This is a genomic window from Micromonospora sp. C31, from assembly GCF_018070575.1.
In the GTDB taxonomy this organism is placed as follows: domain Bacteria; phylum Actinomycetota; class Actinomycetes; order Mycobacteriales; family Micromonosporaceae; genus Micromonospora.
On record NZ_JAGPXN010000009.1, the window covers coordinates 120979 to 142572 of the forward strand.

The 21594-nt window shown below is 75.2% G+C and carries 23 protein-coding genes; 2 read left to right on the forward strand and 21 right to left on the reverse strand.

Going from position 1 to position 21594, the window contains the following annotated elements:
* Position 1: 1 nt before the first annotated feature.
* From KBX06_RS14435 to KBX06_RS14485, 11 genes are all read right to left on the reverse strand, one after another.
* Complete coding sequence (locus tag KBX06_RS14435; RefSeq protein ID WP_210835024.1) at positions 2–973, reverse strand: alpha-ketoacid dehydrogenase subunit beta; 972 nt, start codon at positions 971–973, stop codon at positions 2–4.
* Positions 974–1945 (reverse strand): thiamine pyrophosphate-dependent dehydrogenase E1 component subunit alpha, encoded by a 972-nt coding sequence (locus tag KBX06_RS14440; protein ID WP_210835025.1) that lies wholly within the window; start codon positions 1943–1945, stop codon positions 974–976.
* Positions 1942–2739 (reverse strand): DUF3050 domain-containing protein, encoded by a 798-nt coding sequence (locus tag KBX06_RS14445; protein ID WP_210835026.1) that lies wholly within the window; start codon positions 2737–2739, stop codon positions 1942–1944. The genes KBX06_RS14440 and KBX06_RS14445 overlap by 4 nt, the downstream gene beginning before the upstream one ends.
* Position 2740: 1 nt before the next feature.
* Complete coding sequence (locus KBX06_RS14450) at positions 2741–3670, reverse strand: phytanoyl-CoA dioxygenase family protein (RefSeq protein WP_210835027.1); 930 nt, start codon at positions 3668–3670, stop codon at positions 2741–2743.
* The gene (gene hppD / locus KBX06_RS14455; RefSeq protein WP_210835028.1) at positions 3667–4770 is read right to left on the reverse strand and encodes a 4-hydroxyphenylpyruvate dioxygenase; all 1104 of its coding nucleotides are present in this window, start codon (positions 4768–4770) and stop codon (positions 3667–3669) included. Before hppD ends, KBX06_RS14450 begins: the two co-directional genes overlap by 4 nt.
* Before the next feature lie 67 nt (positions 4771–4837).
* The gene (locus KBX06_RS14460; protein WP_210835029.1) at positions 4838–6076 is read right to left on the reverse strand and encodes a beta-ketoacyl synthase; all 1239 of its coding nucleotides are present in this window, start codon (positions 6074–6076) and stop codon (positions 4838–4840) included.
* On the reverse strand, positions 6073–7689 hold the full coding sequence (locus tag KBX06_RS14465; RefSeq protein WP_210835030.1) for a class I adenylate-forming enzyme family protein: 1617 nt from the start codon (positions 7687–7689) through the stop codon (positions 6073–6075). Before KBX06_RS14465 ends, KBX06_RS14460 begins: the two co-directional genes overlap by 4 nt.
* Positions 7686–8231: a beta-ketoacyl synthase chain length factor gene (locus KBX06_RS14470; RefSeq protein WP_210835031.1), complete on the reverse strand. Its 546-nt coding sequence runs from the start codon at positions 8229–8231 to the stop codon at positions 7686–7688. The genes KBX06_RS14465 and KBX06_RS14470 overlap by 4 nt, the downstream gene beginning before the upstream one ends.
* A complete protein-coding gene (locus KBX06_RS14475) occupies positions 8228–9310 on the reverse strand; it encodes a beta-ketoacyl synthase (protein WP_210835032.1) in 1083 nt (360 codons plus the stop codon). Before KBX06_RS14475 ends, KBX06_RS14470 begins: the two co-directional genes overlap by 4 nt.
* Positions 9303–9548 (reverse strand): acyl carrier protein, encoded by a 246-nt coding sequence (locus tag KBX06_RS14480; RefSeq protein WP_210835033.1) that lies wholly within the window; start codon positions 9546–9548, stop codon positions 9303–9305. Before KBX06_RS14480 ends, KBX06_RS14475 begins: the two co-directional genes overlap by 8 nt.
* On the reverse strand, positions 9548–9814 hold the full coding sequence (locus KBX06_RS14485) for an acyl carrier protein (protein WP_210835034.1): 267 nt from the start codon (positions 9812–9814) through the stop codon (positions 9548–9550). Before KBX06_RS14485 ends, KBX06_RS14480 begins: the two co-directional genes overlap by 1 nt.
* Before the next feature lie 15 nt (positions 9815–9829).
* On the opposite strand from KBX06_RS14485, the gene KBX06_RS14490 reads away from it, so the two are divergent.
* A complete protein-coding gene (locus tag KBX06_RS14490) occupies positions 9830–10573 on the forward strand; it encodes a 4'-phosphopantetheinyl transferase superfamily protein (protein WP_210835035.1) in 744 nt (247 codons plus the stop codon).
* Here KBX06_RS14490 and KBX06_RS14495 read toward each other — a convergent pair.
* The 10 genes from KBX06_RS14495 to KBX06_RS14540 all read right to left on the reverse strand — a co-directional run bounded on the left by KBX06_RS14495 (position 10504) and on the right by KBX06_RS14540 (position 20310).
* Positions 10504–11889, reverse strand: coding sequence for a class I adenylate-forming enzyme family protein (locus KBX06_RS14495; RefSeq protein ID WP_210835036.1), 1386 nt, complete (start codon positions 11887–11889; stop codon positions 10504–10506). The two genes, KBX06_RS14490 and KBX06_RS14495, sit on opposite strands and share 70 nt — an antisense overlap.
* 365 nt (positions 11890–12254) lie before the next feature.
* Positions 12255–12557, reverse strand: a complete 303-nt coding sequence (locus KBX06_RS14500; protein WP_210835176.1) for an antibiotic biosynthesis monooxygenase family protein — start codon at positions 12555–12557, stop codon at positions 12255–12257.
* A gap of 83 nt (positions 12558–12640) precedes the next feature.
* On the reverse strand, positions 12641–13888 hold the full coding sequence (locus KBX06_RS14505) for a beta-ketoacyl synthase N-terminal-like domain-containing protein (protein ID WP_210835037.1): 1248 nt from the start codon (positions 13886–13888) through the stop codon (positions 12641–12643).
* Positions 13885–15159, reverse strand: coding sequence for a beta-ketoacyl synthase (locus KBX06_RS14510; RefSeq protein WP_210835038.1), 1275 nt, complete (start codon positions 15157–15159; stop codon positions 13885–13887). Before KBX06_RS14510 ends, KBX06_RS14505 begins: the two co-directional genes overlap by 4 nt.
* 55 nt (positions 15160–15214) lie before the next feature.
* Positions 15215–15619, reverse strand: coding sequence for a cupin domain-containing protein (locus KBX06_RS14515; protein ID WP_210835039.1), 405 nt, complete (start codon positions 15617–15619; stop codon positions 15215–15217).
* Entirely contained in the window at positions 15612–16337 is a 726-nt protein-coding gene (locus KBX06_RS14520; RefSeq protein ID WP_210835040.1) for an SRPBCC family protein, read from the reverse strand. Before KBX06_RS14520 ends, KBX06_RS14515 begins: the two co-directional genes overlap by 8 nt.
* Positions 16334–17713, reverse strand: coding sequence for an acetyl/propionyl/methylcrotonyl-CoA carboxylase subunit alpha (locus KBX06_RS14525; RefSeq protein WP_210835041.1), 1380 nt, complete (start codon positions 17711–17713; stop codon positions 16334–16336). The genes KBX06_RS14520 and KBX06_RS14525 overlap by 4 nt, the downstream gene beginning before the upstream one ends.
* A gap of 13 nt (positions 17714–17726) precedes the next feature.
* Positions 17727–18272 carry a biotin/lipoyl-containing protein gene (locus KBX06_RS14530; protein ID WP_210835042.1) on the reverse strand — a complete coding sequence of 182 codons (546 nt, stop codon included), beginning with the start codon at positions 18270–18272 and terminating at the stop codon, positions 17727–17729.
* Complete coding sequence (locus KBX06_RS14535; protein ID WP_210835043.1) at positions 18269–19975, reverse strand: acetyl-CoA carboxylase carboxyltransferase subunit alpha; 1707 nt, start codon at positions 19973–19975, stop codon at positions 18269–18271. The genes KBX06_RS14530 and KBX06_RS14535 overlap by 4 nt, the downstream gene beginning before the upstream one ends.
* Positions 19972–20310 (reverse strand): TcmI family type II polyketide cyclase, encoded by a 339-nt coding sequence (locus tag KBX06_RS14540; protein WP_210835044.1) that lies wholly within the window; start codon positions 20308–20310, stop codon positions 19972–19974. Before KBX06_RS14540 ends, KBX06_RS14535 begins: the two co-directional genes overlap by 4 nt.
* Before the next feature lie 418 nt (positions 20311–20728).
* Here KBX06_RS14540 and KBX06_RS14545 point away from each other — a divergent pair, with 418 nt between their 5' ends.
* Complete coding sequence (locus tag KBX06_RS14545; protein ID WP_210835045.1) at positions 20729–21538, forward strand: BTAD domain-containing putative transcriptional regulator; 810 nt, start codon at positions 20729–20731, stop codon at positions 21536–21538.
* Positions 21539–21594 lie beyond the last annotated feature (56 nt).

Below are 21594 nucleotides of genomic sequence, written 5' to 3' on the forward strand. Positions count from 1 at the left end.
TTCATCCGTCCTTCATGACGTGTCGGATGGCGGTCCGTAGCTGCTCGCGGCTGGGCTGCACGGCCCGGTCCAGCGCCGGGGCGAACGGCAGCACCGCACCGTCGGGGCGGGTGACCCGCCGTGGCGGCGCGACCAGTCGTACCCGCTCGACCACGGTCGAAATGATCTCCCCGGCGATGCCGCAGGAGCGGTTGGAGTCGTCCACCACCACCAGCCGCCCGGTGCGCGCCACCGACCCGGCGAGCGCCTCCCAGTCGAACGGGTAGAGCGTGCGGGGGTCGAACACCTCCACCGACACCTCGTCGGCCAGTTCCTCGGCGACGGCGAGGGCGTCGTGCACCAGGTGCCCGACCGCGACCACGGTCACGTCGTCGCCGCGCCGGTGCAGCCGGGCCCGGCCCAGCGGTACCGGCGCGAGCGCGGCGAGGTCGACGTCGGCGCGTACGTCCAGCGCCCCGGCGGGGGCGAAGAGCACCACCGGGTCGTCGCACCGCACGGCCGACACGAGCAGGCCGTACGCGTCGGCCGGGGTGGCCGGCACGACCGTGGTCACCCCGACGTGGGCGAAGAGGCTGTACGGGTGGTCGGAGTGCTGCCCCGCCCAGCCCGTACGGGAGCCGGAGCCCGGCACCAGGTAGGTGACGGGCACCGCGCACTGCCCGCCGGTCATCAGCGGGAACTTGTGCGCGTGGTTGACGATCTGCTCGAAGACCAGGAACAGCAGCGACGGGATCTGGAATTCGACCACGGGCCGCATCCCGGCCAGGGCCGCGCCGGTGGCGAAGCTGGTGAACGCCTGCTCCGACAGCGGGGTGTCGAGCACCCGCTCGGGGCCGAAGCGCTTGAAGAGCCCGGCGGTGACGTTCGAGGCGGCCACCCGGATGTCCTCGCCGAGCAGGAACACCGACTCGTCGCGGGCCAGCTCGTCGGCCAAGGCCCGGGTGAGCGCCCTGCGGTAGGACAGTCGGGGCATCTAGCCACCTCCGGTGCGCGCGGTCAGGCCGCTGGCGTACAGGTGCGCGAGGGCGTCGGCCGGGTCCGGCTCGGCGCCGGCGAGCGCGAACTGCACGGCCCCCGCCAACACCGCCTCCACCTCGGCGTCCACGTCGGCGCGTACGGGGGCGGGCAGCCGGTCGCCCTGGATGTCCACGGGATCGCGGGACCGGCCCCGGGCCACCTCCTCGGGCGGGCGGTAGTCGAGACGTACCGCGTGCTCGAAGGTGTGGTGGGCGTCGAAGCGGTAGGTCAGCGCCTCGATCAGCTCGGGGCCGCCGCCGGCACGCATCCGGTCGACGGCGGCGCTCGCGGCGTCGCGTACCGCCTCGGGGTCCTGGCCGTCGACGACGGCGGCCGGGATGCCGAAGGCGGCGGCGCGGCCGGGGATGCTGCCGGCGACCGCGCCCGCGACGGGCATGGTGGTGGCGTAGCCGTTGTTCTCGCAGACGAACAGCACCGGCACCCGCCACAGCGCCGCCAGGTTGAACGCCTCCAGCAGCATCCCCTCGTTGACCGCGCCGTCGCCGAAGAAGCTCACCCCGACGGTGTCGTCGCCGCGCCGGCGCCGCGCCCACACCGCGCCGGTGACGATCGCCCCGGACGCCCCGACGATGGCGTTCGCGCCGAGCACGCCGACGCCGAAGTCGGCGGCGTGCATGGAGCCGCCCCGGCCGGCGTTGAGGCCGGTGACCCGGCCGCACAGCTCGGCCAGCATGCGGGCCGGGTCGGCGCCCTTGGCGAGCACGTGCCCGTGCCCCCGGTGGGTGCCGGCGACCACGTCGTCGACACCCAGGGCCGCGCACACCCCGGCGGCGATCCCCTCCTGCCCTAGGTACGGGTGGATGCCGCCGACGACGTGCCCGGAGCGCACCAGCTCGATGGCCCGCTCCTCGAACCGGCGGATCAGCCGGACCATCCGGTAGAGCCGGACCGGGTCGGCGCCCGTCACCGGTCGCGCCCCTCCTTGACGGCGGCGAGGATGTCGTCCCAGAGCCGGGCACGGGCGGCTAGCGCGGTGTTGACCGTGTCCGCGCACTCCTGCCACCTGGCGTCGTCGTCGCCGCACAGGTCGGCGAGCATCTGCATCGCCATCGGGGTGTGCTGCTCGCCGTCGACCTCGATGTGCCGCTCCAGGTAGTCGACGAAGGTGTGCAGCCGCCGGCTGCGCTCGTTGACGGCCACGACCTGGGTGAACATGTCGGGGATCAGGTCCTCGCGGCCGAAGGCGAAGGCGGCGGCCTGGCAGTGCACCGGGGTGCTCTCGATGATGTGCCAGGTGGTGCCGGCGAACGCCGCCGACGGCGCGGGTACGCCCGCCGCCACCAGCGACTCGGCCACCGGCCGGCCCGCTCGCAGCAGCTCGACCAACCGGTCGACGGCCGTTGTGTCGGCGCCGGCCTCCCGCATGCCCCGCACGTACAGCTCGAAGTGGCTGATGTATCCGTCGCCCAGCTCGTCGCTCTCCTCCACCATCACGATGTCGTTGATCAGCCGGCGGCTGCCCGTCGGGCCGCTCGGGATCCACGGCACCGTGACGCAGGTGAGCTGCCGCTGCAACGACGTCAGCAGGGACATGAAGTCCCAGACGGCGAAGACGTGGTGTTCCATGAAGGTGACCAGCGCCTCGTGGGTGTCGAGGGCGGCGTAGAGGGGGTGCCGCACGACCGCCTCGCGGCGTTCGCCCACCGCCTTCTCCAGCCGCTCGATCCCCGGGTGGGTCTTCCCCCAGTCGTACCGTGACATGTCAGCCTCCCTGCGGGGCGCGGTGGCGCCAGATGACGGGGCAGTACTCGGGGTCCGCGTAGTCCGGCCGCCCGTCGGGGGTGCGGCGGACCAGCACGTCGTGGTTGTACGCGGCGCGGGTGCCGTCGGAGAGGGGATACTCCCGCCAGGCGTTGGCGCCGTCCTGCAGGTGCAGCGAGATCGCCCGGCGCGGGCGTCCGCTGACGTTGGCGCCGCTGCCGTGGTAGGTGCGGCAGTGGTGGAAGCTCAGGTGTCCCTTGGGGATCACCATCGGCACCTTGCGGATCGCGGCGCCGTTGTGGGCCGCGTTCTCGGCGAGCATCTCCTCCAACTGGTCGCGGTCGCGGTCGGCGAAGTGGCGCACCACGGTGTCGTCGGCGCCGATCTCCGCCCAGCGGTGCGAGCCGTCGACCATGGTGATGGTGCCCATCTCCTCGCCGCAGTCGTGGAACGGGATGAACGCGGTGAGCATGTCCTGCGACGACGAGGACGCCCAGTAGTGCTTGTCGAAGTGCCAGGGCACGATGTTGGACGGCTCGCCGGAGACCGGCGGCTTGTGGATCAGCGTGGACTGGAAGACGCGGATCTCGGTTGTCCGCGCGAGCCGGGCGGCGACCGCGCCGATCAGCGGCTTGCGCAGGATCGCGCCGAGCCCGTCGTGCTCGTGGTGGACGTAGTCGTTGTGCCGCTGCACCGGGCCCTTCGACGGCTCCCAGTAGGCGAGCTTCGGCGGGCGTACCGGCAGGCGGCGGTGCCGTTCGCCGGCGTAGTAGCGGTCGGCCGCCGCCGCGAGGGCGTCCACCTCGTCGTCGGTGAGCAGCTTCTTCGACAGGTACCAGCCGTGTTCGGCGTAGAACGCCACGTCCTCCGCGGAGGGCAGCAGCGCCTCCTCCTCGACGGTCAGTGCCGGCTCGAACTCGGTCGCGGTCACGCCCGCACCTCCTGCGGTGTCGGGGCCGCGACGATCGTTCCCGCCGCGGCCAGTTCCCGTTCCTTGGCCTCGTAGAGCGCCCTGATGTTGCCGCTGCCGAAGGTCCGCGCCCCGCGCCGCTCGATCAGCTCCAGGAAGAGCGTGCGGCGCACGTGCAGGGACTCGGTGAAGATCTGCAGCAGTTGTCCGCCGTGGTCGCGGTCGACGAGCACGCCGAGGTCACGCAGCCGCTCCAGCGGCGTGTCCACCGGGCCGACCCGCGCCTCCAGGGCGTCGTAGTAGCTGGCCGGGGTGGCGGCGAAGCGCACGCCGCGCTCGGCGAGGGTGGCCACGGCGGTGACGATGTCGTCGGTGCGCAGCCCCAGGTGCTGCACCCCGGCGCCGACGTGCTGGTCGAGGAAGGCGTCGAGCTGCCCGGGCCGACGGGAGCGGTCGGGCTCCAGCAGCACCAGGGTGACCCGCCCCGACGGGCTCTGCACCACCGTGGAGTTCATCGCCTGCCCGGCGACCTCCACGTGCTCGGCGAAGATCTCCGCGAAGCCGAACACGTTGCGGTAGTACCCGACGGTCTCGTCGAGCTGCCCGGGCGGCACGCAGACCGCCAGGTGGTCGATCTCGACGAGCACCTTGCCGTCGCCGCCGACGACGGGCGTCATCTCGACCGCCCCGGGCAGGAACTCGCCGGCGTCGCCGCGCCGGGAGACGAGGCGGTGCAGCACGTCGCCGAAGCCGCCCACCTCGGCGGTCACCACCTCGGCGTCCGCGCCGGTGCGGGTGGTCGGCGGCGTCACCGGCGCCGCGCCCCGGCGCACCAGCTCGGCGTACGCGCCGGCGGCGTCGTCGACCTCCAACGCGACGACGGCCACGCCGTCGCCGTGGCGCCGCACGTAGCGCGACGCCGGGTGCTCGGCGGTGAGCCCGGTGGTCAGCACCATCCGGACGTCGCCCTGGCTCAGCAGCAGCGACCGCTGGTCGGCCAGCCCGGTCTCGGGGCCGCCCTGGCCGCGTAGCTGGAAACCGACGGCCCGGTCGAAGTAGAAGGCCGCCTGCCGGGCGTCGCCCACGAAGAGTTCGATGTGGTCTATCCCACGGATGTCCATGTCCTCAGCCCTTTCACGGTTGCCCGTGGTTGCCGCCCGGGCGCGGTCCGCCCGGGATGGAGCGTGGTCAGTCCCTCGGCCGGGCGGCCCGCGCGAGCAGCAGACTCACGTTCTGTCCGCCGAAGCCGAAGGAGTTGGTCAGCGCGTACCCGGTGTCCGTCCGGCGCGGCGCGGAGCGGATGTGGTCGGCCGGGCAGGCCCGGTCCGGGTCGTCTAGGTTGTGCGTCGGCGGCAGCAGACCCCGGCCGAGCGCCAGCGCGGTGGCCGCCGCCTCCAGCACCCCGGAGGCGCCGAGCAGGTGGCCGGTGAGCGCCTTGGTGGAACTGACCGGCACACCGCCGTCACCGAACACCTCGGCCAGCGCGGTGGTCTCGGCGGTGTCGCCGAGCTTCGTGCCGGTGCCGTGGGCGTTGACGTAGCCGACCCGCGCGGCGGGCACGCCGCCGCTGGCCAGCGCCCGCCGCATGCACTCCGCCGCACCGGCACCGTCGGGCCGCGGGGCGGTCGGGTGGTACGCGTCGGTGGTCGCCCCGTACCCGGCGACCTCGGCGTAGCCGGTGACGCCCCGGGCGGCGGCGTGCTCGGCGCGTTCCAGCACCAGCAGGGCCGCGCCCTCGGCGAGGACGAACCCGTTGCGGCCCGCGTCGAACGGCCGGCTCGCCGTGGTCGGGTCGGCCCAGCCCCGGGCGAGCGCCCGGGCGTTGCCGAAGGTGTCGGCGAAGGTGGGGAACAGCGGCGCCTCGCTGGCCCCGCAGAGCACCACGTCGGCCTCCCCGGCGCGGATCAGCCGCAGCGCGTCGGCCACCGACTGGGCGCCCGAGGCGCAGGCGGTGCCGACCGACGAGGTGTAGCCGCGGATGCCGTAGCGGATGGCGATGCGGGCCGACGGCATGTTCGGCAGGATGCCGGTGAGCAGGTACGGGCTGACCGCCGCGCGGCCGCGCTCGGCGCGCGCCAGCACCTGCGCCTCCAGGGTGGCCATCCCGCCGACGCCGCCGACGATCACCCCGATCCGGCCCGGGTCCACGTTCTGACCCACCTCGATGCCCGCGTCGGCGAGCGCGTCGGCGGCGGCGAGCAGGGCGAGCACCACGACCCGGTCCAGCACCCGGGTCTCCGGCCCGGTGGCGACGGTGCGCGGGTCGACGTCCGGCAGGAAGCCGGCCACCTCCAGCGACCCGGCCGCCGGGTGCCCGGCCGGCGGGCGGGTCAGCCCGGAGCGGCCGGCGCAGAGCGCGTCGAAGGTGGCGTCGACGCCGCGCCCGACGGGCGTGAACAGCCCCATCCCGGTGATGACGGCGGTCATGACGGCGAATCGGTGAGGTACCGCTCCCGCAGGGCCACCTTGCGCACCTTGCCGGTGACGGTGACCGGGATGTCGGCGGAGCGGACCGGCACCACCCGGCGCAGGGTCGCGCCGACGTCCGGGCCGAGCGCGGCCCGGACCCGCCCGGTGCGGTCCTCGGCGGGATCGGCGCCGGCGGCGAGCTCCAGCAGTACGTCGGTGACCACCCCGCCGGCCCCCGAGGTGACCACCACCGTGCAGTCGGTGACGTCCGGGCAGGCGACGAGGACCCGTTCCTCGGACAGGGCGGTGTAGAACCACCGCCCGTCCCCGGCGTCGACCGCGTCGACGGCCCGGTCCAGGTGGTGGTAGCGGCCCTCGTCGTCGGCGTACACCAGGTCGCCGGTGAGGTACCAGCCGCGTCGCCGGGACCGGTACGTGGTGACCGAGTCGTTCCAGTAGCCGAGGAACAGCGACGGCGAGTCGATGCCGAGCCAGCCCACCTCGCCGGTCGGCACCGGGTCGCCCCCGGCGTCGAGCACGGCGACCTTGGCGAACCGGTAGGGCCGCCCGACGCAGCGGCCGTAGCGGTCGGTGTCGACGCGGTGGGTGATGTGGAACATCGAGTGTCCCATCTCGCTGGAGCCGAGCCCGTCGATGAAGACCGAGCCGGGCACCCGGGTGGTTCCCTCGCGGGTCACCACGTCGCGGGAGCCGGCCGCCACCAGCCGGCGCACGTGTGGCTCGTGCGAGCAGTCGCCGGTGTTGAACCACAGCGACACCGAGTCCAGGTCGTACGCGGCCAGGTCGAAGCGGGCCAGCTCCGCCCAGGTCACGGAGAAGCCGAACACCCCGTCGGGACGCCAGCGCTGGATCGCCTCCAGCACCCGCTCACCATCCTGGTCGGAGAGCAGGAGCATCTCGGCGCGGTTGCCGAGGGCCTGGTTGACCATGAGCACGGTCGCGGTGTGCGGGGCGGGCAGCGCGTTGAGGATGCGGCGGGTGCCCTGCGCCTGCGGCATGGCGAGCAGGTGCCGGGTGGCGGCGAAGAGGCTCGCGTGCGAGTGCAGCACCGCCTTCGGCACCCCTGTGGTGCCGGAGGTGTGGGTGATCACGATGGGGTCGTCGGCGTGGTGCCGGTGCTGCTCGGGCGCGGCGGCCGGGTCGCCGGTGCCGGCCTCGGCGGGCGTGCCGAGCACCGGCACGCCGAGGTCGTGGTCGGCCAGCAGGGCACGGTGCGCGTCGTCGGCGAGCACCCCGACGCCACGCAGCCGACGCACGTACTCGGCGGCGATCTCGGGACGCAGCCTGCCGTTCATCAGCGCCGGAATCGCGCCGAGGCGGGTCAGCGCGAGGAAACTGAGCACCATGTCGGCGGCGGCGGTGGCCCACACGGCGACCGGGTCGCGGGGCTTGACGCCGCGCTCGTGCAGCCAGGCGGCGCGGGCGGCGACCCGCTCGTCGAGCCGGCCCAGCGTGAGCGCCCGCCCGGCCGGGTGGCCGTCCACGGCGGTGTCGAAGGTGAGGCCCGGCCCGTCCGGGTCGGCGCCGTGCGCCAGCACCCGGGCCAGCACGTTGCCGGCGCCGATCCGCTCGTCGGCGGCCAGCACCCCGCGCAGTCCCCTGTTCCTCATGGTGCGTCTCCTCCCTCCAGCAGCACCGCGACGGCTCCCGTCCCGGGTGCCCCGGCCGGGCGGCCCGCGCCGCCGTCGTCGTCGGGTGCCTGTTCGATCAGGACCAGCAACGCCCGGTCGGCGTCGCCGTCGTGCAGCAGCAGCTCGGCCTCGGCGATGCCCTCGGCGCGCGGGTCGCCGGTCGGTGCGAGGCAGACCACCGGCCCGCCCAGTCCCCAGCGGGCGGCCACGTGCCCGGCCACGCTGTTGGGTACCGACTGGAAGAAGAACAGCGGCCCTGGTCGGCCGCCGCCGGCGACCGTGGCGCGCACGTGCGCCGCGCTGGCCCGGTCCCCGGCCGCGCTGACCAGCACGATCGCGGTGCGCTCGCCGCCGGGGGCCGGCCGCCGGCCGTACGCCCGGGTCAGGCAGCGCTCGGCGACGGCCGCGACGAGGGGCGGGAAGCTGGAGTGCACGTACCCGGGCACCGGCGGCGGCGCCCCGTCTCCCGGCTCGGGCCAGGCCGCCTCGGCCAGCACGCTCAGGTTGCCGGTCACGCTCATGCCGCACCGACCAGCAGCGCGGTGTCGGCGCCGCCGAAGGCGGCGTTGAGGCTCAGCGCGTACCGGGTGGTGGCGGGCCGGGGCGCGTCACGCACGACGTCCAGCGGGCAGGCCGGGTCGGGGCCGAGCCAGCCGGCGTTGACGGGCAGTTTCCCGTGCCGCAGGGCGAGCACGGTCACCACCAGTTCCAGCAGGCCGGAGGCCTCCAGGGCGTGCCCGTGCAGCGCCTTGGTGGAGCTGACGGGCACGCGGGCCGCCGCCGCGCCGAGCGCGGTGCGCAGCGCCGCCGCCTCGGCGGCGTCGCTGTGGCCGGTGCCGGTGGCGTTGGCGTTGACGTACCCGATCGCCTCCGCCGGGAGCCCGGCCCGGCGCAGCGCCGCGGTGACCGCGCGGGCCAGGCCACGCCCGCCGGGTTCCGGTTGGCAGGGGTGGAACGCGTCCCCGGCCCGGCCCCAGCCGAGCAGGTCGGCGACCGTCTCCCGGGCGACGGCCCGCGACTCCAGCACCACCGCGGCGACGCCGTCGCCGAGCAGCAGCCCGGTGCGCCCGGCGCTGAACGGGCGCACCGCGCCGTCGGTGGCCAGGGCGCGACCGGCGTCGAAGAGCGCGTACTGGTCGGGCTCGACCAGGTAGCCGGCGGCCACCACCGCCCGGTCGACGTCGCCCCGGCGGATCAGCGCGGCGGCGTCGGCGACCGCGCTGCTGGCCGAGACGCAGGCGGTGGTGTACGCCCGGGTCGGGCCGGTGAGCCCGGTCCGGGCCGCCAGCGCCGTGGTGAGCGCCGGCACGTGCGCGCCGCCGTGCACGGCCAGCAGCAGGGCGGTGCCGACCCGGCGGCGGGCGTCGAGGCCGGCGGCCCGGCAGGCCGCGTCGACGGCCTCGGCGAGTTCGTCGGCGAGGCCGCCGGCGTCGGGCAGGGTGGCGGCGGCGTCGACCCGGCGGGGCGTGGTGTCGAAGCGGTCCACGGGCCGGAACGCCGGGTCGCCGGCGAGCACGCCGGCGAGCTGCGCGTCGGTTCCCCTGCCGAACGCGCTGCTCGCGTCGACGCCGGTGAGCTGGACGGTCGCCGGCTCAGCCATCGGCGGCGGCGGTCAGGGCGGTCCGGAAGACCGCCAGGGCGTCGTCGACGGTGCGGATCGCGGCGAGCTGGTCGTCGGTGAGGTCGAGCCGCCGGTCGTGGCGTTGCTCGACGAGATGCACCAGCCAGGCCAGTTCCATGGAGCCGATCCGGGCGCCGACCTCGGCGGACGGTTTCCCGGACAGGTCGGCGAGCATGGTCACCAGGTCGGCCCGTCCCAGGTCGGGCTGACCGGCCATCAGGAGTTGTCGCTCGGCGCCCCGGCGACCCGGTCGGCGACCATCGTGGTGAACTCGCCTACCGTCATCAGGGCCAGCTTCTCGGACTCGTCGTCGGCGAACTTGAGGCCGTAGCGGTCCTCCACGCGTACGGCGAGGTCGGCGAGGGCCAGCGACTCCAGGTCCACCCCGGACGGGCCGAGAGTGGTGTCGTCGTCGATGCCCTCGACGTCGTAGTTCATGTCGTCGAGCTGCTCGACGACGAAGGCGCGGATCTCGGGTCGCATGGTTAACCTCTTTCCGTGAGCCAGTCACCGGTGCCCGGTCGGGACACCGCGTACGTGTGGATCGGTCGGGGCGTCGGCGGTCGGCCGGCCCCGGCCGGGCGGCTGTTGCGGCGGGCGGGTGCCGCGCTGCTCGGCCGCGCGGAGGCGGAGATCGTGGTGGCGCACGGCCGCGACGGTCGTCCGCTGGTCGCCGGGTGCGGCGCGGGGGCCCGGGCGGAGCTCGCGGTCAGCGTCAGCCGGTCCGGGTCGGTGGTGGTGGTCGCCGCCCGGGCGGGTGGCCCGGTGGGCGTGGACGTGGAGCGCCACCGGCCGCTGCCGGCGGCGGCGCTGGCCCGCCGCTGGTACGCCCCCGTCGAGGCGGGCTGGCTGGCCGGCCGGCCCGCCGACGGGCAGGTGGCGGACTTCCTGCGGTTGTGGACGGCGAAGGAGGCGGTGGGCAAGGCGCTCGGGGTGGGGCTGCGCGACGGCGGCCTGCGCCGGCGGATGCCGGTGCCGGTCGGTTCCGACGGATCGCTGCGGCCGGTGCCCGGCGTCGCGCGGCTGCGGGTGGGGCATCCGGGCGTGGCCGGGGGCCTGGTCGTGGCGCTCGCCGTCGACGCCGTCGACGCGGTGCCGGTCGAGGTGGTCGTGGTCGAGGCGGACGAGGTTGTGGGAACGGGCGAGGAGGTCGGGGCGGCGCGGCCCGGCGCTCACGTCGCCGCCGTGCGCAGCGCGTCGACCGAGCGGACCAGCTTGCCGGTGGTGGTGCGGGGCAGCTGATCCACCAGGCGCAGGGTGCGGGGTCGCTTGTAGCCGGCCAGGCGCTCGGCGAGCAGCTCGTCGAGCGTCTGTTCCGACAGCGGCCCGTCCGGCTGCACGTAGGCGGTGACGGCGCCGTCGAAGACGACCACGGCGGCGGCGACGCCGGGCAGGGCGGCGACGGTCGCCTCCACCTCGGTCAGGTCGACCTTCAAGCCGCCGACGGAGACCTGCGAGTCGAGCCGCCCGCGGACGGTGACCAGGCGGGTACCGGGGTCCACGGTCCCGGCGTCGCGGGTGCGCAGCCAGCCGTCGGCCCAGCGGGTCGGGTCGCTCAGCCCGACGTACGGCGACGCGGGGCAGCTCACCCACAGCTCGCCGTCGACCTCGCGGACCTCGACGCCGGGCGCCGGGGTGATGGACGGGCGGTGCCGGCCGTGCAGGTCGGTGCCGATGACGCCGACCTCGGTCATCCCGTACATGTTGCCCAGCGGCACGCCGTACCGGTCGGCGAAGGCGCGGGCGACGGCGGCCGGGACCAGCTCGCCGCCGGTGGTCATCCGCCTGAACTGCGGCAGCGGGCCGGCCGGACGGGTGGAGGCGAGCAGTCCGATGTGGAACGGCACGCCGAGCACGGTGGCCGGCGAGTCGTCGGCGGCGATCGCGGCCAGCACCGCGTCGCCGGCCAGGCGCTGCGGCGGCACCAGTTCCACCCCGGCGTGCAGGCCGTAGAGCAGGCCGCCGACCAGGCCGAGCACGTGCACCATCGAGGGGAGCAGGATGATCCGCTCGCCGGGCAGCGCCACGCCGTCGACGCGGGTGTAGCGGTGCACCTCGGCCACCAGGTCGTCGGCGGTACGCCCGATCACCTTGGACGGTCCGGTGGAGCCGGAGCTGAGCTGGATCACCGCGTGTCCGCTGACCGCCGGGCGGTCGGCGTACGCGGTGACGCCCTCGGTGACGTCGACGAAGACCCGCAGCCCGCCACCGCCGGTGCGGATCGGGGCCACCACCACCTGCGGGGCGAGCCGCTGAAGCGCCCGGTCGACCTCGTGGTCGGTGAGCCGGTGGTCGAGCAGGATGGCCTGCGCCCCGCTGCGCCAGGTGGCCAGCAGGTTCACCACGTACGCCAGCGAGGGCGGCAGCCGCAGCGCGGCGGCGCCACCGGGACGCAGTCCGGCGGCGGCGAGGCGGGTCTGCGCCTCGGCCACCAGCCGACGCAGGGACCCCCGGTCGACCGGTTCGGGCAGTCGGAGACAAATGTCGGCGGAACGGCCTCGGAGCAGAATTTCGTCGACCCAGATCGGGTCTGTCGCAGCAGGATTTCCCGTCGTCACTACCGTTCACCGCCCAGCCTCAAATTGGGCTATACCGCCCATAAGGTGTGCCTGTCGGGGTGCTGCGGGGAACCTTACGACGCCGTCCGGATGTATCGCTAGATGCAAATGGCTAGATCGGAAGGAGCGGCCAGGCGGATTTCCCACGGCCGGTTCGGCGGGCAGGATCGGGCGCGTACGGCGGCGCAGGGTGACCGCCGGATGACCCGTCGTGCGTACGGCGCGAGACGCTCACCGGACGGCCGATGGCGATCTTCGAACGCGTGGTGGAGGGGAGGTCGGAGAGCCGATGGCCGCACGACGCGGGCACCGCGCCGCTCGCCGTCCGGCGCGCCCACGGCGCGGGCCCGGATGCGCGGTCGGGGTCAGGCCGGCGCCGCGGCGGAGGTCTGGGCGTGGATGAGGAAACGCAGCGACCGGGCGTCGGTGAAGCACTCCCGCATCGGCCGGACCAGATCCCGGTGCTCCGGGCTGCGTTCCCACGCCTCGAAGTCGGCCAGGCTCGCCCACTCGCTGGTGATCAGCCACTGCTCCGGGTCGGCCGACGACCGGCAGACCTGGTCCACGAGGTGCCCCGGAACACCGCCGGCCACCAGGTGCCGAACCGCCTCGTACGCGGCCAGGAACGCCTCCGTGCGCTCCTGCGGCACCCGTACCAGGAACACCACCCGCGCCCGCCGCCCGCTCGCGTCGGCTTCCCGCCGCGCCCCGACCCGGGATCCGGCGGACGTCGTACCGGTGAACTGCTCGCTCACGGCGTCGCTCCCCTCTGCGGCGCGGCCCCGCGCAGGACCAACGCGCTGTTGAACCCGTCGAAACCGCGAGCGCCCACCAGCGCCAGCCGACTGCGCGGTCGCCGGTGCTCCCGCAGGAAACCCAGCTCGCAGCCCTCGGCCACCTCGTCCGGCCCGGCGGAGGCCGGCAGCGTGTCGTGGTCGAACGCGAGCAGCGCGGTCGCCACGTCCAGCGCCGAGCCGCCCTGGTGCGCGCGGCCGGTCAGCGGCTTCTGGGTGGTCACCGGCGGTGGGCGGTCGCCGAAGACGGCGCGCAGCGCCGTGGCCTCGCTGCGGTCGTAGCGCGGCACGCCGAGCGCGTCGGGCAGCACCACGTCGACCTCCTCCGGCCCGACGCCGGCCCGGTCCAGGGCCAGCCGCATCGCCCGGGCATACTGCACGGGGTCGCCGGCGGTGTCCGCCGTGGTGTGCACGGCGTCGTGGGTGGCGCCCCAGCCGGTCACCTCGCCGTAGACGCGGGCGCCCCGCGACAGCGCGTGACCCAGCTCCTCCACCACGAACACCGCGCCGCCCTCGGCGGGCAGGTAGCCGCTGGCGGCGGCGTCGAACGGCCGGTAGGCCCGCTCCGGGTCGGCCACGTCGCTGAGCAGGCCGGAACGCAACTGGCAGGCCAGGGCGTACGGGCTCAGCGGGCACTCGGTCGCCCCCGCGATCACGACCGGCGTGCCCCGGCGCACCGCCCGCGCGGCGTGCGCCAGGCTGTCCAGCCCGCCGGCGGCCTCGGCGACCAGCACCCCGCACGGCCCCTTGAACTGGTGGTGGATGGAGAGCTGCCCCACGCTGGCCGCGTAGAACCAGGCGATCGACTGGTACGCCCCGACGGTGCGCGACGGCCCGCCCCAGAGCCGTTGCAGCTCCCGCTGCCCGAACAGGTTCCCGCCGGAGGAGCTGGCCAGCGCCACCGCGTACCCGTACGGGTCGGGCGCGCGCTCGGGCAGACCGGCGTCGGCCAGCGCCAGCCGGGTCGCCGCGAAGCCGAGGTGCGTCCACCGGTCCGTCTGCACCAGCCGGCGGTTGTCGGCGTACGCGGCGGCGTCGAAGCCGGGCACCTCCCCGCCGTGGCGGGTGGGGTAGCCGGCGGGGTCGAACAGGGTGATCGGTCCGGTGCGGCGGGTGCCGGCGAGCACCGTACGCCAGTGCGCGTCCACGCCGATCCCGCTGGGCGCGACGACGCCGATACCGGTCACCACGGCCCGGGCGGTCACGGCTGTGCCCGCGCGGGCTGCCGGCGGAACACCATCGCCGACTGGAAACCGCCGAAGCCGCTGCCCACCGAGAGCGCCACGTCGACCGGCAGCTCCCGCGCCTCGTTCGGGACGTAGTCCAGGTCGCACTCCGGGTCCCGGGTGCTCCAGTTGGCCGTCGGCGGCACCACGTTGAACTCGACGGCCAACGCGCACGCCGCCATCTCGATCGAGCCGATCGCGCCGAGCGAGTGCCCGACCATCGACTTGATCGAGCTGATCGGCACCCCGTACGCGGCCCGGCCGAGCGCCCGCTTGAAGGCGGCGGTCTCGTGCCGGTCGTTCTGCCGGGTGCCCGAGCCGTGGGCGCTGACGTAGGAGACCTGCTCCGGGGCGATCCGGCCCTGCTTCAGCGCCGCCGAGATGGCCAACCCCATCTCCAGCCCGTCGGGCCGCAGCCCCGTCATGTGGTAGCCGTTGCTGCGGCTGGCGTAGCCGACCACCTCGCAGTAGACGTGCGCGCCGCGGCGCCGGGCGTGCCCGGCCTCCTCCAGCACCAGCACCGCCGCGCCCTCGGCGAGGACGAAACCGTGCCGGTCGGCGTCGAACGGGCGCGAGGCGTGCGCCGGGTCGTCGTTGTCCGGGCTGGTCGCCTTGATCGCGTCGAAGGAGGCGACGGTGACCGGGGAGATCGGCGAGTCGGCGGCCCCGGCCAGCACGATGTCGGCCTCGCCGTCGGCGATGAGCTGGTGGGCGTACCCGATCGCGTCGATGCCGGAGGTGCAGCCGGTGGAGACCACCTGTGCGGGGCCGTGCAACCCGTGCCGGCACGCCACGTCGGCGGCGAGGCTGCTGGGCACGAGCGCCTGATACAGGTACGGGCCGCCGCGCCCGGCATCGACCAGCCACCGGCGGCCGGTGTCGCTGACCGCGACGTACTCCTGCTCCAGGGCCGTGGTGCCGCCGACGGCGGTGCCGAGCACCACGCCGGCTCGGTCCCGCTCGGCGTCGGTGAGGTCCAGGCCGGCGTCGGCGACGGCCTCGGCGGCGCAGGCGAGGGCGAACTGCACGTACCGGTCGGCACGCCGCAGCTCCCCCGCGGTGAGGCCGGCGGCGACCGGGTCGAAGTCGCACTCGGCGGCGATCTGGGACCGGAACGCCGACGGGTCGAAGAAGGTGATCCGCCGCGTCGCCGTCCGCCCCTCGGTGATGGTCTTCCAGAACCGGTCCCGGCTGGTGCCGCCGGGGGCGACCACCCCGACGCCGGTCACCACCGTGCGGCGCCCGGTCACGACATGACCTCGGTTCGCGACTGCGGGGATCGCAACCCCGGCTCACTCCTCACGCTCACGATCCGCCTCGCTGTTCGGCCAGCTCGGTGTCGACGTGCCCGAGTTCCGGTCGGGGCGCCAGCGGTCCGAGGTGGAAGACCACCTCGGCCGGCTCCTCGCCGGTGTTGCGCAGCCGGTGCCGGACGTTGCGCGGCACGAACAGCGCCTGCCCGGCTGGCAGCGGCACCGGCTCGTCGTCCAGGTCGACGGTGACCGCGCCCCGGGCCACATAGAGGAACTCCTCGCTGTACGGGTGGTAGTGCTCGGCGATCCGCTCCCCCCGGCGCAGCGTCGCCACCCCCATGAAACCCGAGGTGCTACCGACGGTCTTCGGGCCGAGCAGCACCCGCAGTTCGCCGCCACGGCGGATGTCCGGCGCGACGTCGGCGGCGGCGACCAGCCGCAGGGCGCGCTCACTCATCGCCGGCTCCCGTCGCCCGTCCGGCGCCGGCCAGCCGTTCGATCTTCTCCTTGATGACGGCGAGCTGCACCAGGCTGTTGGCGTTGATCCGGTCCGCCATGCCCGCGTCGTCCACCGGGGCGGTGGGCTTCATCGCGAAGTCCTGCACCCAGGTCATCCGGGTGCCGCCGGGCTCCTCGGTGTAACGCCAGTGGATGCGCATGTACTCGAACGGCCCGGTCTCCACCCGCCGGGCGTCGACCTGCCGGGTGGCCGGGTCGGCGGTGCGTTCGCTGACCCAGCTCCACACCGTGCCGTTCTCGTCGGGATGCATGGTGAGCCGGAACCGCACGGTGTCGCCGTCGCGGTGCAGGATCTCCGCGCGGGCGTACTCGGTGAACAGCCGCGGCCAGTTGGCGACGTCGTTGGTGACGTCCCAGACCAGCGGCAGCGGCGCGGCGACGAGGACGCTGTTCTCGGTGTGCCCCGGCGGGTCGGCGCGGCTGGCGACCAGCTCGGCCACGGCCGCGATGCTGAGCTGCCCCGCCTGCTCCGGGATCCGCACCTGCCACCGGTCGGCGACCACGGCCGAGAGTTCCAGCAGCGCCAGCGAGTCCATGCCGAGCTCCTCCAGGGACGCGGCCGGAGCGCGGGCGGCGGCGTCGGCGTCCAGCCCGCAGTTCGCCACCAGGATGTCGGTGATCTCGGCGGTCAGCGGACGGCCATGGGTGACGGTCATCGGTGCCTCCTGTGGTGTGCGTCGGGCGGGCCGGCGAGCAACTGCTCGACCAGGCCGGTGGAGTAGCGGCCCTTACGGAACCCGGCGTCGTCGAGCACCCGCCGGACGAACGGAATGGTGGTGCGGACCCCGGGGCCGGCGATGTCGAACTCGTCGAGGGCGCGTTCCAGCCGGTTGAGCGCGAGCTCCCGGTCCGGCGCCCAGACCGCCACCTTGGCCAGCAGGGAGTCGTAGTGCGGGCCGAACAGGTAGCCGGCGTGGCCGTGCGTGTCGACCCGGGTGAAGGGGCCACCGGGCGGGACGAAACGGTCCAGCCGGCCGGGCGTCGGCGCGAAGCCGCGGTCCGGGTCCTCCACGTTGACCCGGCACTCGATGGCCACCCCGTGCGGCCGGACGTCCTCCTGCCGCCAGCGCAGCGGCACCCCGGCGGCGATGTGCAGCTGCTCGTGCACCAGGTCGATCCCGGTGATCATCTCGGTGACGGGATGCTCGACCTGGATCCGGCAGTTGATCTCCAGGAAGTGGAACCGTTCGTCGGGGTCGACGAGGAACTCCACGGTGCCGGCGCCGGTGAAGCCGGCGTACAGGGCGCCGCGCAGGGCGCACTCCGCGAGGGCCTCCAGGGTGCCGGCCGACAACGCCGGGGCCGGCGCCTCCTCCACCAGCTTCTGGTGGCGGCGCTGCACCGAGCAGTCCCGGGTGCCCAGGTGCACGCCGTTGCCGTGGGAGTCGCACAGCAACTGCACCTCGACGTGCCGGGCGCCGGTCAGGTACCGCTCCACGTACACCCGGTCGTCGCCGAAGGCGGCCTGGGCGGCGGCCCGGGTCCGGGCGTACGCCCCGGGCAGTTCGTCCGGGATGGCGACCACCGTCATGCCCCGTCCCCCACCGCCGGCCGCCGCCTTGACGATCACCGGGTAGCCCACCTCGGCGGCCACCTCCGCCGCCGCGGCGGCGGAGGGCACCGGCGCGACGCTGCCCGGCGGCAACGGCAGCCCGGCCCGGCGCATCAGCGCCCGCGCCGAGGACTTGTCGGCCAGCACGGACATCACCTCCGGCGGCGGGCCGATGAAGACCAGGCCGTTGTCGGCGCAGATCTCGGCGAAGTCGGCGTCCTCGGAGAGGAACCCGTAGCCCGGATGCACCGCCTGCGCCCCCACCTGCCGGGCCGCCTCCACGATCGCGGCGGCGTTGAGGTAGCTGCGCCGGCTGGCAGCCGGCCCGATCCGCACGGCCTGGTCGGCCAGGCGCACGGCGGCGGAGTCGGCGTCCGCGGTGGAGTAGACCACCGCCGTACGTACCCCCAGCTCGCGGCAGGCGCGCAGCACCCGCAGGGCGATCTCCCCCCGGTTGGCGATCAGGACCTTCTCGAACATCGCGCCCCGCCCCCTAGTCCGGATCCAGGGCGACCAGCGGCTGGTCGTACTCGACCGGCTGGCCATCGGCGGCAAGGACCTCCGCGACCCGGCCGCCCCGCTCGGCGGTCACCTCGTTCATCAGCTTCATCGCCTCGACGATGCCGACGACCTGCCCGGGACGGACCGGGTCGCCGACGGCGACGAAGGGCGCGGCGCCCGGCTCCGGAGCACGGTGGAACGTGCCGACCATGGGCGAGCGCACGGCGTACCGGTCCGGCGGCGGCGCGGCCGGTGGGGATGCCGGAGGCACCGCGTCGGCGGCACCGGCGGGCGCCGGCCCGGCGGAGACGGCGTGCCACTCCACCTCGAGCACCGTGTCCCCGCCGCGCAGCCGCACCCGCCGCAGCGGGCCGGGCAGCTCGGCGACGAGGTGCCGGGCGTGCCGCCGCAGCCCGGTCAGCACGGCGTCCGTGCCGGGCCCCACCTCCGCGCCCGGCGCCGCCGCCCCGCCGCCGCGGACCCCCTGCTCGCCGGGTGCCGACGGCGCGGCGTCGACCGGGATCCCGCCGGCGTTCACCGGGCACCCGCCCGGGCGCCCAGGCGGGCCGCGCCGAACTGCCGGAAGCGCTGCCGACGGCGCCGGACCAGCGTGGCGGGCGGCACGTCGAGCAGCGGCAGCAGCTGCGCCAGCACCGCCTCGCGTAGCGCGCGGGCGGCGGCCCGCGGATCGTGGTGGGCGGCCGGGGCCGGCTCGGGCACGACGTCGTCGACGATCCCGAGCCGGCACAGGTCGGGGGCGGTCAGCCGCAACGCGCGGGCCGCCTGCGGGGCGGCGCCCCGGTCCGGCCAGAGAATGGCCGCGCAGCCCTCCGGGCTGATCACCGAGTAGACGGCGTGCTGGAGCATGAGCACCCGGTCGGCCACCGCGAGGGCCAGCGCACCGCCGCTGCCGCCCTCGCCGGTGATCACGGCGACGACGGGGGTGGGCAGCACGGTCAGGGCGAGGATGTTCTCGGCGATGGCCGCCGCCTGCCCCTGTTCCTCGGCCCGCACGCCGGGATCCGCCCCCGGGGTGTCGACCAGGGTGACCACCGGCAGGCCGAGGCGGGCGGCGAGGCGCATCAGCCGCAGCGACTTGCGGTGCCCCGCCGGGCTGGCCATGCCGAAGTTGCGCCCGACCAGCTCGGCGGTGGTGTGTCCCTTCTGGTGCCCGACGACCACGACGGGTCGGCCGTCGAGGCGGGCCAGCCCGCCCACCACGGCCGGGCAGTCCGCGCCGAGCCGGTCGCCGTGCAGCTCGACGAAGCCGTCGAACGCCGTCTCCAGGTAGTCCAGCGTGGTCGGACGGTCCGGGTGGCGGGCCAGCCGTACCGTCTCCCAGGCGTCGCCGCCCGGGCCCGGCGCCGTCGTGGCGGCCGGCCGCGCCGCCGACGGCGACGGCTCCTGCCGGGGTACGTCGGCACCGGACGCCGACCGCCGCCCGGCGCGGGCGGCGGCGAGCAGCGCCACCAGCCGGCCCCGCAGCGCGTACCGGGGCACCACCATGTCGACCTGACCGTGCCGGAGCAGGAAGTCGGCGGTCTGGAAGCCCTCCGGCAGTTCCCGGCCGGTGACCTGCCGGATCACCCGGGGGCCGGCGAAGCCCATCCGCGCGCCGCTCTCGGCGAGCACCACGTCGGTGTTGGTGGCGAACGAGGCGGCCACCCCCCCGTACGTCGGGTCGGTCAGCACGCTGACGGTGAGCAGGCCGGCCTCCCGCAGCGCGGCGATCGCCTGACTGACCGTGGCCATCTGCATCAGCGCCAGGGCGCCCTCCTGCATCCGCGCCCCGCCGGAGGCGGTGACCAGGACCAGCGGGACCCCGTCGGCCAGGGCCCGCTCGGCGGCCAGGGTGATCAGCTCCCCCACGACACAGCCCAGGCTGCCGCCCAGGAACCGGAAGTCCATCACCGCCAGCACGCACCGATGCCCTCCGACGGTGGCGCTACCGCAGACCACCGCCTCGGCCAGCCCGGTGCCCGCCCGGGCCGCGGTGAGCCGGTGCGGGTACGGCAGCAGGTCGACGAAGGCGATCGGGTCGACCTCGGCCGGGCGGTGCGGCAGGGCGGTGAACGCCCCCGGGTCGACGAGCTGGAGCAGCCGTTCGGGCGCGTCGACCCGGGCGTGCACACCGCACTCGGGGCAGACGTCGAGGTTGCGGCGTAGCCGCTTGCGGTACAGCAGCGTGGCGCAGCCGCCGCACCGGGTCCAGAGCTGCCCCTCGGGCGCGGTGGCGGTCACGACGACCGCCCGACGGGCGCGGCGTCGAAGCGGTAGAAGCAGCGGGCCATCGCGTCGCGCGGCTCCCGCCACGTCGGCAGGTACGGCGACACGTACGGCCGCAGCCGGGCGCTCACCCGGGCGAACTCGGGATGCCCCCGGGCAGCCTCGACCGCGCCCTCGCCCGGCGCCGCCGTCTCCAACAGGTGCACGTACAGGTCACCCAGCCGGTAGAGCGACCGGTGCCGGACGCCGACCAGGCGCGGCAGCTCGGTCGCGTCGGACTCCGCGAAGATCTCGGCGACGCGCGCCTCGGCGCCCGGCACCACCTTCGCGACGATCAGCGAACGGTCCATGGACGCGCCTCCCTCCACGGCATCCGGCGTCGGTGACGACGGCACCGGCCGAGCCGGACGACTGGCGTCACGATGCGGCCACCGGCGTCACGGCTGCGTCACCGGCGACCGCCCAACGGCGACGCAGCCCTCGTGACGCTGCGTTGACGCAAGCTGTGCATCGGCTGCCCGACACCGGGCACGTAGGGCGGTTCCGCGCAGTTCAGAAGGGTTCTCGTGGACGCCGCCAGGCAAGCGCGATCCCATTCCGGACATTGACCCAGAGTGACCACTATTGATAATCTTCGTCACGGTCAACCCGGCGGCCGCGGCGCGCGACGCCGTGCCGCGGCGCAGAGCGATCCGACAGCGGGGTCATGGGCAGCCGCGCCGGGGACAGCAGACGAGTCGGGACGAGCGTTCCGCAGGGGGTGCCGCCGTGGCCGCTGATCCGTCGACGCCGACCACCGCGTGCCGTCCGGACGCCGAGATCTCACTGCACCTGCTCGGCGGCTTCCGGCTGCTGCACGGCGACGCGCCGGTCGTGGTGCCGCGCGGCCTGCAACGGGTCATCGCGCTGATCGGGCTGCGCCCCGGCGCCACCCGAAGTCACCTGGCCGGACTGCTGTGGCCCGACGCGCCGGAGGAGCGCGCACTGTCGTCCCTGCGGACCGCGCTGTGGCGGCTGCGCCAGGACCCGTGCTGCCCGATCACCACCTCCGGCGACACGGTATCCCTCGGCCCGGTCGTCCGCGTCGACGTCGACGCACTGGTCGGCACGGCGGCGAGGGTGCGCGACGGCGACGACCCGTGCGCCGCCGACGCGCTCGCCGCCGGCCGGCACGACCTGCTCCCCGGCTGGTACGACGACTGGGTGCTGGCCGACCGGGAGCGGCTGCGCCAACTCCGCCTGCACATGCTGGAGGAACTGGCCGGTCAGCACCTGACGGCGGGCCGCCACGGCGCCGCCCTGGAAGCCGCGCTGGAGGCGATGGCCGCCGAGCCGCTGCGCGAGACGCCGCACCGGCTGGTGGTGCGCATCCACCTCGCCGAGGGCAACGCCTTCGAGGCCGTGCACGCCTTCTACGTCTACCGCGACCTGCTGTTGCGGGAACTGCGGCTGGAACCGTCCGCGGCGATGACCGCCCTGCTCGACGACACCCTCGCGCCCATCCGGGAGGCCACCCGCGGCACCCCGGTCGAGCCGCGCCGGACGCCGCCGGCCCGGCTCACGCCCCGCGCGCGCTGACCCGGCGTCACCGGCGCGGCGGCACGCGTGACGGGCAGGTGACAGTCGCCGGTGCA